10 protein-coding genes are annotated in these 13,689 nt (G+C 42.2%); 3 read left to right on the top strand and 7 right to left on the bottom strand.

Features of this window, described 5'->3' with window-relative positions:
- The coding region (locus tag RMX89_RS10620) for a hypothetical protein (RefSeq protein WP_322688907.1) at nucleotides 1-213 on the top strand (213 nt) is incomplete at its 5' end.
- A 61-nt stretch (nucleotides 214-274) separates the two neighbouring features.
- On the opposite strand, the gene RMX89_RS10625 is transcribed toward RMX89_RS10620, so the two are convergent.
- From RMX89_RS10625 to RMX89_RS10650, 6 genes are all read right to left on the bottom strand, one after another.
- Entirely contained in the window at nucleotides 275-2,302 is a 2,028-nt protein-coding gene (locus RMX89_RS10625) for a serine/threonine-protein kinase (protein ID WP_322688908.1), read from the bottom strand.
- A 524-nt stretch (nucleotides 2,303-2,826) separates the two neighbouring features.
- Nucleotides 2,827-3,936 carry a serine/threonine-protein kinase gene (locus RMX89_RS10630; RefSeq protein WP_322682731.1) on the bottom strand — a complete coding sequence of 370 codons (1,110 nt, stop codon included), beginning with the start codon at nucleotides 3,934-3,936 and terminating at the stop codon, nucleotides 2,827-2,829.
- A 467-nt stretch (nucleotides 3,937-4,403) separates the two neighbouring features.
- On the bottom strand, nucleotides 4,404-4,964 hold the full coding sequence (locus RMX89_RS10635; protein WP_322688909.1) for a hypothetical protein: 561 nt from the start codon (nucleotides 4,962-4,964) through the stop codon (nucleotides 4,404-4,406).
- A gap of 135 nt (nucleotides 4,965-5,099) precedes the next feature.
- On the bottom strand, nucleotides 5,100-6,323 hold the full coding sequence (locus RMX89_RS10640; protein WP_322688910.1) for a type II secretion system F family protein: 1,224 nt from the start codon (nucleotides 6,321-6,323) through the stop codon (nucleotides 5,100-5,102).
- A 134-nt stretch (nucleotides 6,324-6,457) separates the two neighbouring features.
- A complete protein-coding gene (locus RMX89_RS10645) occupies nucleotides 6,458-7,585 on the bottom strand; it encodes a type IV pilus twitching motility protein PilT (RefSeq protein WP_289797446.1) in 1,128 nt (375 codons plus the stop codon).
- Between the two features lie 128 nt (nucleotides 7,586-7,713).
- Nucleotides 7,714-9,720 (bottom strand): GspE/PulE family protein, encoded by a 2,007-nt coding sequence (locus RMX89_RS10650; RefSeq protein ID WP_322673112.1) that lies wholly within the window; start codon nucleotides 9,718-9,720, stop codon nucleotides 7,714-7,716.
- A gap of 369 nt (nucleotides 9,721-10,089) precedes the next feature.
- Between RMX89_RS10650 and grpE the strand changes: the two genes are divergently transcribed.
- Together grpE and dnaK are read left to right on the top strand one after the other, a co-directional pair.
- Complete coding sequence (gene grpE, locus RMX89_RS10655) at nucleotides 10,090-10,839, top strand: nucleotide exchange factor GrpE (RefSeq protein ID WP_322673113.1); 750 nt, start codon at nucleotides 10,090-10,092, stop codon at nucleotides 10,837-10,839.
- 226 nt (nucleotides 10,840-11,065) lie between these two features.
- Nucleotides 11,066-13,024: a molecular chaperone DnaK gene (dnaK, locus tag RMX89_RS10660; RefSeq protein WP_322688911.1), complete on the top strand. Its 1,959-nt coding sequence runs from the start codon at nucleotides 11,066-11,068 to the stop codon at nucleotides 13,022-13,024.
- 256 nt (nucleotides 13,025-13,280) lie between these two features.
- Here the strand turns inward: dnaK and RMX89_RS10665 are convergent, their stop codons facing one another.
- Complete coding sequence (locus tag RMX89_RS10665) at nucleotides 13,281-13,559, bottom strand: hypothetical protein (protein ID WP_322688912.1); 279 nt, start codon at nucleotides 13,557-13,559, stop codon at nucleotides 13,281-13,283.
- Between the last annotated feature and the right edge of the window lie 130 nt (nucleotides 13,560-13,689).

The following is a 13,689-nucleotide window of genomic DNA, read 5'->3' on the forward strand; positions in this document are numbered from 1 at the left end:
GTGGATGAACGAGTCTTTGATGTGGATTCATCCAGTTCAAAGGTGGATGAACGAGTCTTTGATGTGGATTCATCCAGTTCAAAGGTGGATGAACGAGTCTTTGATGTGGATTCATCCAGTTCAAAGGTGGATGAACGAGATTCTAATACCAATTTGAAAAAAGAATGCGACAGATACATACGGACATACCTTTGTTCTGTCTGGCTTTCTTAATTTTGAATTTTGAATTGATATAACTCTCCTTCATCCCCAATCCCCAATCCCTAATTCTCACTCACTGAGACAACCGCCAAATCTTAATCGTGTTATCTTCACTACCGCTAACAAGGGTTTTGCCATCAGGAGTGAAGGTAACAGATGTGACGGTGTTGGTGTGCCCTGCTAATGTGAGAATTTCTTCTCCTGTAGCTGTATTCCACAGTTTGATAGTGCGATCGCGGCTACCACTAGCAACAATTTTACCATCGGGACTGAAGGCTACGGATGTGACAGTATTGCTATGTCCGGCTAAGGTGCGAAGTTCTCTTCCCGTAGCTAAATTCCAAAGTTTAATGGTGCGATCGCGGCTAGCACTGGCTAAAGTTTTACCATTTGGGCTAATAGCCACAGTTGTCACTGTTTGAGAATTTCCTTCTAGTGTGCGGATTGGGTATCCCTTTGCTAGATTCCAGATTTTGATCGTCTTGTCAAAACTGCCACTGGCCAGAATCACACCATTAGGACTAATAGCCACTGACCGCACCCAAAATGTATGCCCTGTTAGTGTCCGAATTTGCTCTCCTGTTGCCAAATCCCAGATTTTAATCGTGTTGTCATCACTAGCACTAACTAAAGTCTCGCTATCAGCACTGATGGCTAGGGCATGAACTGAGTCAGAATGCCCTATAAGAGTGCGAATTTGTTTTCGCGTTGCCAAATTCCAGATTTTAATCGTGTTGTCATCACTAGCACTAACTAGAAGTTTGCCATCTGGACTAATTACGACGACATTCACCTGCTGAAAATGCCCTTTGAGTGAAGCGATTAGTTTTCCGGTTGCGAGATTCCAAAGTTTGATAGTGCCATCGTCGCCACTGCTGGCTATGGTTTTACCATCAGGACTGATGGCGACAGATAAAACTGAGTTTTCGTGTCCTTGGAGGGTGTTAGCTAAGGAAACTTTACCCAAGCTAATCTGGCTCAAAATCGCATCATTTTTACTAGGACTATTTTGTTGCATCAACCTAGAGACCAAACTGGTTTGAATCTGGCGAAAATTTTTATACCAAGATTCGCTGAATCCAAATAACAGAATGAAAGCACTTACCAAAATTAAAATTCTCAGTAAGGGATAGCTTTTTGGTAAAGCTGGTGCTTTAGTTGGTGGTAATTTCCCAGATGACTTACCCGCAGGTGGCAGTGCGAGGAGTTGTTTTGGAGTCAAATCTCTCAGGACTTCTTCGGCTGACTGGTAACGTTCCTGGATATCTTTTTTCAAAAGCTTGTCGATGACAAAATCCAACTCAGGATTTAACGGACTTCGCAAATATTCCCGCCAATTACTTACCCAAGCGTACCCAGATTCCATCCACAACTGAAATGGGGAATTTCCCGTTAGCAGATGAAAGCAGGTAGCCCCCACACCGAACAAGTCGCTGGCGGGGAAAGCTTTCCCATCTCTAATTTGTTCTAGGGGAGAATAACCATGCGAACCAATGGATGTGCCAGATTTCTGCTGAACTTTGGCGGTAAATTGCTTTGAGGAGCCAAAATCAATCAAACTTAATCGCCCATCATTTTTATTGCGGATAATATTTTCTGGCTTGATGTCTCGATGAATAATTTTGCGATCGTGGATAAATTTTAGGATGGGTAGTAAATCTAGCAAAATAGATTGAATGTCTCTAGCGTTATAAGCTTTGCGCTGTTGCAACTCCTTTAACAAATTATCTCCATTAATAAACTGCTGCACCAAATATAGGCAGCCGTCTTGCTCAAAATAAGCTATCAAAGTCGGAATTTGAGGATGTTCCCCAAGGTCTTGTAGTCGCTGCGCTTCTTCGGCGAACAACTCCATCGCCTTTTTTTGCGACCAAGTTCCTTGGAATTTTGGAGCTAATTGCTTGATAACACAGCGTTCATTGAGTTTATCTACGTCTTCTGATAGATAGGTTCTGCCAAATCCCCCCTCATCTGAAAGGACTCGGATCACACGAAAGCGATTTCTTAAAAGTGACACCAGCGGGGTGCTACAACTTTGGCAAAACTTCTTTCCATTGGGATTCAGGGGATTTGAGCAATCGGGATTTAAGCAGCAGATCATGATCTGACAGGCGCGACTGCATGACAACTTAGGCTAAGTTTGTCCCGAACTTTCCCTTAAAATAATTGACTCTCGCTTACTTGTGGTAGATAAACCCTGTTCTGGGGATTGGGGAATTACTTATATAGTTAGCTTTTGTAAATAGTAGTCAGTCTTCCTCATCTGTGGAAAACTACGAGAGCCATAAGATTAATTATTCTATCGATTATATAATAATCTAAATAAAAATATTTTTTTTAACTTTTAAACCTAGTAATTTTGCTTGTATCTTAGCAAGCGACAACTGACTAAGTATTGAATATAAACCCTGATTAATGAATCATTACTGACTATCAAATATAGTTAAAATGCTTACTAAATTTGTTTTAGCTATTTTCAATTGCCCATAATTAATTATTCATTTGATACTTCAGCTAAAAAGGCTGCAACTTACAGCAAATTTCAAGTCGATGCGATACACAAGCTAAGTCTGTTACCCAGGTATAAAGCATGTTTTACTCCTGAATTCTGAATTCTGCTGTATGTTATCTTGTTTCCTTGAATCTTGCTCTCCATTTCCGAATGGCATTAGCAGTTCTAGCTACAGGTGGCATGTATACATCATAATTTTCGTGTTGTATAATTTCATGCTGTGTAATTTTGGTTTGTGTAATTTCGTGTTGTGTAATTTCGTGTTGTGTAATACTTTTATTATTTAATTTTTGGGTAGTTAAACAGTTAGCCAAAGTAGGCAAATAACTTTCACTACTTAAAGCTTTCATCACTTCATCGGCAGTCTTAAACCGCTCCTCTAAAGTAATTTTCACCATTTTTCCTAAAATCTGGGCGAAACTGTTGCTGATATTTACCTGTTTTTGCCAAGATATTTCACCAGTTTTTGGGTCGTAGTCCAATTCTAAAGGACTTTTAGCAGTCAACATAAAAATGCAGGTTACACCCAGTGCATAAATATCACTGGCATAAACTGGACGTAAAGAAAACTGTTCTGGTGGTGCAAATCCCTTAGTACCGATAAAGTTGGTTTTTACAGCTTGATTGATTGAGTTTTCACAAGCATCAACTAATTTCTCTTTCACCGCACCAAAATCAATCAGCACTATGCGCCCATCATATTCACACCGCAATAAATTCTGAGGCTTAATATCCCGATGAATTACATGATGTTTATGAAGATACTGTAAGACAGGTAATAATTCCTGTAAGAACTGCTTAACTGAGGATTCACTTTTGGGCCCAGTTTGCCGCACTTCTCGCGCCAAAGTCAAACCTGGCACATATTCTTGAATTAAAAAAAACTCTCCATTTGCCTGAAAGTAGTCTAATAACATGGGAATTTGCGAATGACTACCGAGTTGTCCCAAAATTCTTGCTTCTTTTTCAAAGCGCATACATGCCCTTTGCCAACTTTGAGGACTAGTCACTTTTGGACAAAGCTGTTTAATAACACACAGTGGCTTTCCAGGTAATACGGCATTTTTGGCTAAAAATGTTACGCCAAAACCACCTCTACCTAAAATTTGCAGTATTTCATAGCGATCGCGAAATAGCCGTTTGGAACCACACATCTGACTCAACTGAGTTGGTTGTGAAATGCTCTCTTGATAATTCGTTGTTTTTTGAGGAAAACGATTCATTAGTATAAAGTATCTGCTTTTAAATGTTTCTAATTCTATGACAATTCTTTATTGGCAACAGTAAGATTACTGAATCTTTGTCAAATCCTCATTACTCTTCAAAAAGTAAAAATAAATTTTTGTAGAACTAGTCTTTTCACGGATGTGTGACGATCTAATTTGTAGTTTTGTAAAGGTGAAAGTCTGTTGCGTGGGTATTTATAAAAATTTTGTATGAAGATACACATAATAAAACCCCTCTATTTTAACAAAAGGGGGACGGCGTAGCCGGGGATAAAAATATGTAGTTTTACACTTAGTACATTTCTATAAATGTAAGGACTTGCATTCTTACGTTCGCAAAGCGTCCCGCAAAGATGGGATATTTTTTTGACTATACAGCAGCTTTCAAATTACTTAGGTACACAACGATTCGTCTGTTACCCAGGTATAAAGCGTATTTTACTTTTGAATTCTGCTGTAAGTCCCTAAGCTGGTGGAGTTTGTGAAGGGAAAATATCTGTGAAATTATCCTCAACCAGCAAATCTGGTGTTTGCATAATAAATGGGAGTTCGGCTCCCACAAGACCTCTTTGGATGCGTTCTAAAGTCTCACTAAAAACGATAAACAGAGGATATACAGTATTAGCTCCCTCACTCAAAATATGACTCTGACGGAGAGGCATCAACCACTCATAATCATTGTCTAGATAAACTTGGGTTTGTCGCCAACGTCCTAACAAATCAGAAAAGTCTTCGTCAGCGCGATGAATAAAGACTAAAATTTCTGCACCAGTTTTGATTTTCCACTCTGGATCGCACATCAAAATTGCCACATCACAGGGTAAGCAAATCGTTTTTAAGGCTGTTGTAGCAGGATTGCGAAGCCGAACAATTGGCAAGGGTATAGTAATGACACTTTCATCTGGACGGCGCAGACTGGGAATCATCTCCAAGTAGGGCCGATATTGCTTTAGTAAGGCGATCGCAGCTAGATGATTGCTGTACTCTGCCAAACTCGCTTCGTACTGAGATTTTTGCACAGTCATAGTTTATTAAATAATGAGGAGTGAGGAGTGAGGAGTTAGGAGTTAAGAATAAAATTAATTAGTGATAAGCTAAAAGTTAGGAATAAAAAATTTTAATTCCTAACTCATAACTTCTAACTCTTAACTATTAATCCTTTATCCCAGCTTTTCAAATACTGCAAACATAGGCAGATACATCGCTAGCAAAATGGTTCCAACCATTCCCCCTAGAACCACAATCATCACCGGTTCCAAAATACTGGTCATTGCTTTTACTGCTTGCTCGACTTCATCTTCATAGAAATCGGCAACTTTCATCAACATTCCATCTAATTCTCCAGTTTCTTCTCCGATACTAATCATCTGAATTGCCATAGCCGGAAAAACGGCATCTTTTTGTAAAGCAATGCTAATCATGCCTCCTTGTTGAATCTCCATCCGGGCTGCGTCTATGGCATTAGCAATCACTTGGTTTCCTGATGTGTCTCGGACAATTTCTAAGCAAGTTAAAATTGGTACACCTGAACGAGTCAAAGAACCAAAAGTCCGGCTAAAGCGGGCAACTGAAGATTTTTGAATTAAATCACCAAACAATGGCATCTTCAAGGAAAAACGATCGATTGTGATGCGACCAACAGGAGTTTTAGAGTATTGTGTAAAGGCAAATTTCAGTCCGATAAGAGCAGCAAGAAGAACTAAAGCACCTGGACTTCTCAAAAATTTACTAGCATCCATCAAGAATTGCGTTAGAGGTGGTAATGAGATTCCAATTTGTACAAAAATAGTGGCAAAAATTGGAATAAGAAAAATAGTCATGCCAAGAAAGATAGCAACTGCGATAAAACCCACGACCGTTGGATAAGACAGTGCTGATTTAATTTGGTTTTGTAACCGGGCAACATCTTCTAACAACTTAGCTAAACGATTTAATACTTCGTCTAGAACACCACCAACTTCGCCAGCTTGAATCATACTCACATATAATCCATCAAAACAGTCAGGATGCTTCCGCATTGCCTCTGAAAGATTCATTCCGCTTTGAACATCGGTGCTAATGTCTACAAGGGCTTGTTTCAATTTAGTATTACTACACTGTTCGGAAAGCACCCCCAAACTTCTAACGATCGCAACTCCCGCATTCATCAAAACGGCAAATTGACGCGAAAAAACGGCTTTGTCTTTCACAGAAACCTTAACTAAGGAATTCTGGAAATTTTTGAAGGCAACATCTGGCTGAAATCCCTGAGATTGCTTGAGTTCTTGGATTACAAAACCTTGATCTCTAAGATTAGTACGAGCTTGTACCAAGGATTCAGCAACAATTTTTTCTGTTCGAGATTTCCCTTGCGAATCCCGAACACGGGCAACGAAGTTTGGCATAAAATAAATTCAAAATAGTTGTTATTAATTGGGCATGAGATAATTTTATTTTTGATTTTGGATTGAGGATTTTGGATTAAATTTCAATCTAAAATCCAAAATCTAAAATCTAAAATTATTACTCCCCAGTTCCTTTAATGTGCTTTGGCTGCCGCACCAGGTTTAGCACCTGCTGCCTGCGGTGGTACAGAAGTACCGATGAGACGTTGAATTTCATCAGGCTTAGAAGTCTTAGACATTGCCGCTTCAAAAGAAATTGTTCCTGCTTTGTAAAAATCAGCTAAAACCTTCTCCAGGGTTTGCATTCCCAATTTGCCACCAGTTTGAATCGCTGAATAAATTTGAGATGTTTTACCTTCTCGAATCAAGTTGGAAATAGCAGGAGTGACAATCAGAATTTCTTGAGCCATTACCCGACCATACTCACCAGGTTTAGGGCTTTTCTTGGACACTAAGGTTTGGCTAAATACCGCCACTAACGAGTTAGACAGTTGCACCCGCACCTGGGTTTGTCTTTCATGGGGGAAAACGTCAATAATCCGGTCAACCGTTTGTGCAGCGGAACTGGTGTGTAGTGTACCAAATACCAAGTGTCCTGTTTCTGCTGCGGAAATCGCCAAAGAAATTGTTTCTAAATCGCGCATTTCCCCTACCAGAACAATGTCTGGATCTTCCCGCAAAGCTGCTTTCAAAGCATTAGCAAAGCTTTTAGTATCTTCACCTAATTGCCGTTGGTGAACCAAACTTTTAATTGGTTCGTAGACAAATTCAATTGGATCTTCTACCGTCAAAATATGCTCTGCCTTGGTGCGGTTAATCAAGTCAATCATTGCCGCTAGGGTTGTTGTCTTGCCTGAACCTGTAGGGCCTGTCACCAGAATTAGTCCTCTGGGCTTATCTGTCATTTCCCGCACGATATCTGGCAAACCTAACTTTTCAAAGTTAGGAATCTTAGAACTTAATGCTCGTAAGCAAGCAGCATAAGAACCACGTTCTTTATAAACATTGACTCGAAAGCGAGCTAAACCTTTTACACCATAAGAACAATCCAACTCCCAGTTCTGCTCTAAGGTTTTACGCTGGGTGTTGTTGAGCATACTAAAAATTAGCCTTTGACATTGATCTGCTGTTAATACATGCTCACCTATGGGCGTAAGTTTGCCACTGATGCGGAAGTAAGGAGGCAAACCTGCGGATAAGTGCATATCCGAGCCACCCAATTCAATCAACTGCTCCATCAAATCTTCAATCATCATTTCCATAGTTCTGCTTCCTTTTAATGTTTTTTATTTGTCATTTGTCCGTTGTCATTTGTCCTTTGTTATTTGTCAGTTGTTTAAAGTTATTAAGCATTCACCAATGACTAATGACTAATGACTAATGACTATTCTTAAAACCGAGCTGTCATACAGTAAGGACAATCCAGCCATTCTTGTTTCAATGTGGCATCACAACTTCGGCAGGTAAGACCTGTCTTACGTTTGGCTTTTAACTCTGCTTCCAAGCCAGTATCAGTAAACGTCACTCGTTCTACTTCTTCTAGAGTGGTGGAACCTTCACGCACTAAGTCCAAACTGTAAGCCAGCAAGGTTTTCATGCCCTCTTCTATTGCCACTTCCTTGATGCGTTCGGTGGGTGCATCTTCGTTGATCAGAGTTTGCAGGTTTTCGGTGACTCGCATGACTTCATAAACACCACAACGCCCTTTGTAGCCGACACCATTACATTTTGGGCAAAGGTGATTTTTGGCTTTGGCATCTGCGATCGCATCTAATGTCAAGGTGTTAGCTTTATAGAAGGTGACTCCGACATCAGAGGAAGCTGATAGACCATAACGAGCTAGTTCCTCGGTTGTGGGAGTGTAGGGGACACGACATTCAGAACATACACGCCGCACCAAACGTTGAGCTAAAACGCCAATTAGGGAACTAGAAACCATGAAAGGCTCAATCCCCATTTCTCCCAAACGAGCGATCGCTCCTGGGGCATCATTGGTATGTAAGGTAGTTAATACTAAGTGACCGGTCAAGGCAGCTTCAATTGCGGTTTTTGCCGTTTCCTTATCCCGCGTTTCACCCACCAGTAGCACATCTGGATCTTGCCGCAAGAAAGCCCGTAGAGCGGTAGCAAAATCTAGCCCTTTTTCCCGAATCACCTGTACTTGAGTAATCCCTGGAAGGCTATACTCAATTGGGTCTTCTACTGTACTGATATTAATACCGGGATCGTTCTTTTCTGAAAGTGCAGAATACAGCGAAGTTGTTTTTCCCGAACCAGTTGGCCCAGTTACCAAAATTAACCCAAACGGACGGCTAACCATATCCTTGACAATATTCAAAGTCTCTGGATCGGTAATTAACTTATCTAATCCCAGTTGGGTGGAGGAGTTATCCAAAATCCGCAGTACCACCTTTTCCCCGTAGCGACTGGGTAAGGTATTCACCCGGAAATCCACCTTACGTCCCTCAAACAGCCGCCGGATGCGTCCATCTTGAGGTAGACGGCGTTCAGCAATGTCTAGATTGGAGATGATTTTAAATCGGGCTGTCACCGCCGGGATGATTTTTTTCGGCATTGAGGGGAAAGCTTCACGCAGTACACCATCTTTCCGAAAGCGGATGCGTAGGTTTTCTTCTTGCGGTTCGATATGAATGTCAGAAACGCCCTCATGTAAGGCTTTAGCTAGGATTCTATTAACTAGGTTGATAACTGGGGCATCCTCTGCACCCTTCATCGCTGCTCCTAGATCGGCCTCCATTTCTTCAGGAGCATCCGAAATATCAAGATTTCCGAGATTTTCTAAATCTTGACTAATATCTGTAGAGTTTTCTCGTTCCAGGTGCTTCTGCTTAACAGCCATTTCATCCAAATATTGGTTGATTAGCTGTTGGTAATCTTCCTGGGTAATCACCATGCGCTGCAACGCCAAGCCTTGGGGGCGCAAGATGCGGTTCAGGTCATCAGAAGCTTCTAGATTATCTGGAGCAACCATCGCCACTAAAACTGAGGGCGGGGTTTGGTCTTCGTGTTTTGACAGTGGTACTAAGCGATGGCGACGGCAGATATCCACTGGGATGAGGGTTTCAATCAGGTTCCCCATCATCGTGTTGCCAACGGAATTGACTTCTGGATCGAGGAATTCAACTCCGTATAATATTTTCAGTTCAAATAGCTGCTGTTTTTTGTATTGCCTGAGCAACTCAGGCGATAGTTGTTGCCCAGTGATTGACTCTAATACTTCCGTTAAGGGTCTGCCAGATTTGCGGCTTTCAATTAATGCCTGCCTCATCTGTTCGGTATTGACATAGCCAGATTGCACTAGCTTGTTGCCGAAGGGCGAAAACTCTGTTCTGGTAGTTAGAGCGGTACTGCGCCGTTGTGGTGACGAGTAAGTCATAAATGAGCGAATGAGTAGGGGGAACCTCTGCTTAAAGTATTCCCCTACTCTGAGACAGAATTCTCATTTCCCAAAAAAGTCCTGAGTCACGTCGCTTTGCTTTGAATTCAAAATTCAAAATTCAAAATATTTTCAAATAACATAAGGGGCAAATCGCATTCAGCGCTACTATTACAAATTACTCGTTCGGGTTCCCGCCTTAATAGCGTCTGGGCTAACGTGTTCACCATTTGTCACAATAAGAGGACGGTTACATCACTTCCAGGAACTTGTTGGCAATAAAATCAGCCTCAGTGGCATGTCGTGGATGACGACGGTTGCAAGCTGTGGAGATACACTGCCATAAATAGGATCTGGAATGAATAGACAATGATCGATGAAAATAAACAGATAAACAATACAAGCCAGCAATTGGGTGAACCAACAGAGGTAAAGCAAGCAATGAAGAGTGACTTCCCAGCCCAAGTTAATTTCAATGAATCTGGCAGCGAGGTGACAGAGCAAGTGGCGGGCCAAACAAATGTATCGGGGGATACTGCTACCGTCAATTCAGAAAATAGCGTCGCTGCAACTGAGAAAACTGGAGTGGAAACAGCAGCTTTGGCAGAACTGACTCAACAAATCGAGTCCGTCAAAACGCAACTGGAAGAGCGTAGTACTCAATATATGCGGATCGCCGCTGATTTTGAGAATTACCGGAAACGCACTAGCAAAGAAAAAGAAGACCTAGAGTTGCAGGTGAAGCGGAATACGATTTTGGAATTGCTACCAATAGTCGATAATTTTGAGCGGGCGCGATCGCACCTCAAACCGCAGTCTGAGGGCGAAATGACCATGCACAAAAGTTACCAAGGCGTTTACAAACAATTAGTAGATAGCTTGAAACGCTTGGGTGTATCGCCAATGCGTCCCGAAGGTCAAGAATTCGATCCTAACCTGCACGAAGCAGTAATGCGGGAACCTACGGATGAACATCCTGAAGGAACAGTGTTAGAAGAGTTAGTGCGCGGATATTACTTGGGCGATCGCGTGCTACGCCATGCAATGGTCAAAGTAGCTGCTCCCAAGGAAGATACACCTTTTGCACCAGAAGATCAGTCGAGTTCAGCCAGCAGTTAAGCTGTAGTCGCTCGTCTCGCTGACCTCAAGTGCCTGGGTTATAGCAAGGACGAGCATCGCGTACCAAAACAAAAACAAGGCTTTGGATAACTCTCTGTGTTTCAACTTCTTTCTTGCTAGCAGCAACAGGGGTTCCACAGATGTTATCCGCTAGCCTTTGTTCTTAGCAAAAAAGTTAGTCCGCGACATATTACAGCAGAAATATTCAGTAAAAATACTGGTAAAGATGGGAAAAGTTATTGGGATCGACTTAGGCACTACTAACAGTTGCGTCGCAGTTTTGGAGGGTGGTCAACCACTTGTGATCTCCAATTCTGAAGGTGGACGAACTACTCCAAGTATTGTGGGATTTGGGAAGAGTGGCGATCGCTTGGTTGGTCAATTGGCAAAGCGCCAAGCCGTAACCAATGCTGAAAACACAATTTACAGTATTAAACGATTCATCGGGCGGCGTTGGGAAGATACTGAAGTAGAACGCGATCGCGTCCCCTACAACTGCATCAAAGGTCGAGATGAGACTGTTGATGTCCAAATTCGCTCAAAAAACTATACGCCCCAAGAATTATCCGCGATGATCCTGCAAAAGCTGAAGCAGGATGCAGAAAACTTTTTGGGTGAGGAAGTCACTCAAGCAGTGATCACCGTACCAGCATATTTCACAGATGCCCAAAGACAAGCAACTAAAGATGCTGGCACAATTGCTGGACTAGAAGTTCTGCGAATCATTAATGAACCAACAGCTGCGGCTTTAGCTTTCGGATTGGAAAAGCAAGACCAAGAGCAGCTAATTTTAGTATTTGACTTGGGAGGCGGTACTTTTGACGTATCGATCCTGCAACTTGGGGATGGCGTTTTTGAAGTGAAGGCGACTTGTGGTAACAACCACTTGGGTGGAGACGACTTTGATAATGCGATCGTCCTTTGGATGATGGAACGTTTCCAAGAACAAGAGAAAATCGACCTTTCCAAAGACAAAATGGCACTGCAACGCCTGCGGGAAGCTGCGGAAAAGGCAAAAATTGAACTCTCCAGCATGGTGAATACCTCCATCAACTTGCCCTTTATCACAGCGGATGACACTGGGCCAAAGCATCTGGAGATGGAACTCAGTCGCTCGAAATTTGAAGAACTCGCCGCGAAATTAATTGAAGCGACCATCGAACCACTGATCCAATCGCTCAAAGATGCGGATCTCAAACCAGAAGCTATAGATCGGATTATTTTGGTAGGTGGTTCTACCCGTATTCCAGCAGTCCAAAACGCGCTAGTTAAGTTTTTCAACGGCAAAGCTCCCGATCGCTCCATCAACCCTGATGAAGCTGTAGCATTGGGAGCAGCTATTCAAGCAGGTGTGTTAGGTGGTGAAGTCGATAATCTCTTACTACTGGATGTTACCCCTCTGTCCTTGGGAATTGAAACTTTAGGTGAAGTGTTCACCAAAATCATTGAACGCAACACTACAATTCCTACGAGTCGGTCACAAGTTTTTTCCACCGCCGTTGATGGGCAAACCTCAGTGGAAATTCACATCCTCCAAGGTGAACGAGCGATGTCACGAGATAACAAGAGTCTCGGCAAGTTTTTGCTAGCAGGAATTCCCCCATCGCCCCGTGGTGTACCGCAAATTGAAGTATCCTTTGAAATCGATGTCAACGGCATCCTCAAGGTTTCTGCCCAAGATAAAGGTACAGGTAGAGAACAGAGTATCAGGATTACCAATACAGGTGGTTTGAGTAGCAACGAGGTCGAACGGATGCGCCAAGAGGCCGAACTGTTTTCCGAAGAAGATAGAAGACGTAAAGAACTGGTTGAACTCAAAAACCAAGCAGATAATTTGTTGTTCAGTTATGAATCTACAATCAAGGATAATAGCAACTTTATCGGCGATCAGATGAAGACCTTGGCCAGTGAAAAAGTTGCACAACTCCAAGCTGCAATGATTGACTCCAGCATTTCCACAGTGGAATTTAAGCAGCGCTTAGACGACTTCCAACAAACCTTGTTTGCAATTGGTGCTGATGTCTACAATCGAGCTAACAGCCAAACTGATGAGATTGAAGGGGGTTCATCTAGTCACTTTACCCCAGAAGTAGACTCACCAATGAATGGCACGCTCATACCACAATTCAACTTTGATTTTGACGAAGAAAGTACAGCTCAGGCTGATTATGAGGCGATAGATTAGGGATTGGGGACTAAGGATTGGGGATTGGGCATGGGGCACGGGGCATGGGGCATTGGGAAAGAGGAGGCAGAAGTTCAAAAATGTTTGAATTTTGAATTTTGAATTTTGAATTTTGAATTGATTTGTCCCCTTGTCCCCAATCCCCAATATCCTAATTTGTAAATTTTTATGAAGATATTTTAATATATTTAAATATTTAACGAAGTTTCACAAGACCTCAGTCCTTTGCTAGATTGTAGAAGCAAATTACTTTGGGCTAGGCAATGTGCAAGTTCAGAGCCACTTCCATTGCATAAGGGTGGTTTTCCACACCTCTTGGTGCGGCTAGCCCCTCTGGTTGATGGGCGAGGTTTTCCTCTCCTACGTAGCACAATTGTAAAAGAGACAGCCGACTCGGCAGTGAGAAGTCTGAGCAGAGGCTCCCCCTGTTCCTAACTTCTATAGCTTTTGTCGTCTCCCACGAGGAAAGCACCTGTTGCTCAAGATTTGTCGGTGATTTTTGTAAAAGGTAAAGGGTAAAATCAGTTATTAACAAAAATTAATTTTATCTTCTGCCTGCCCTCCGGCAAGCCGCCCTCTAAAGGATAATGTGTTGCTCTTACATCTCTGTAGGCAAAACACTTAATCCATAGGGTAGCAAGTGACCGTGAATGACGTTCTTCTGA

This window comes from Nostoc sp. DedSLP04 (assembly GCF_034530775.1).
Classification (GTDB): domain Bacteria; phylum Cyanobacteriota; class Cyanobacteriia; order Cyanobacteriales; family Nostocaceae; genus Nostoc.

Bases quoted from the DNA above. Each gene is read 5' to 3' on its own strand.
- RMX89_RS10635 (WP_322688909.1), bottom strand. From the start codon at position 4,964: ATGACTGTGCAAAAATCTCAGTACGAAGCGAGTTTGGCAGAGTACAGC.
- RMX89_RS10625 (WP_322688908.1), bottom strand. From the start codon at position 2,302: ATGATCTGCTGCTTAAATCCCGATTGCTCAAATCCCCTGAATCCCAAT.
- dnaK (WP_322688911.1), top strand. From the start codon at position 11,066: ATGGGAAAAGTTATTGGGATCGACTTAGGCACTACTAACAGTTGCGTC.
- RMX89_RS10640 (WP_322688910.1), bottom strand. From the start codon at position 6,323: ATGCCAAACTTCGTTGCCCGTGTTCGGGATTCGCAAGGGAAATCTCGA.
- RMX89_RS10645 (WP_289797446.1), bottom strand. From the start codon at position 7,585: ATGGAAATGATGATTGAAGATTTGATGGAGCAGTTGATTGAATTGGGT.
- grpE (WP_322673113.1), top strand. From the start codon at position 10,090: ATGATCGATGAAAATAAACAGATAAACAATACAAGCCAGCAATTGGGT.
- RMX89_RS10630 (WP_322682731.1), bottom strand. From the start codon at position 3,936: ATGAATCGTTTTCCTCAAAAAACAACGAATTATCAAGAGAGCATTTCA.
- RMX89_RS10650 (WP_322673112.1), bottom strand. From the start codon at position 9,720: ATGACTTACTCGTCACCACAACGGCGCAGTACCGCTCTAACTACCAGA.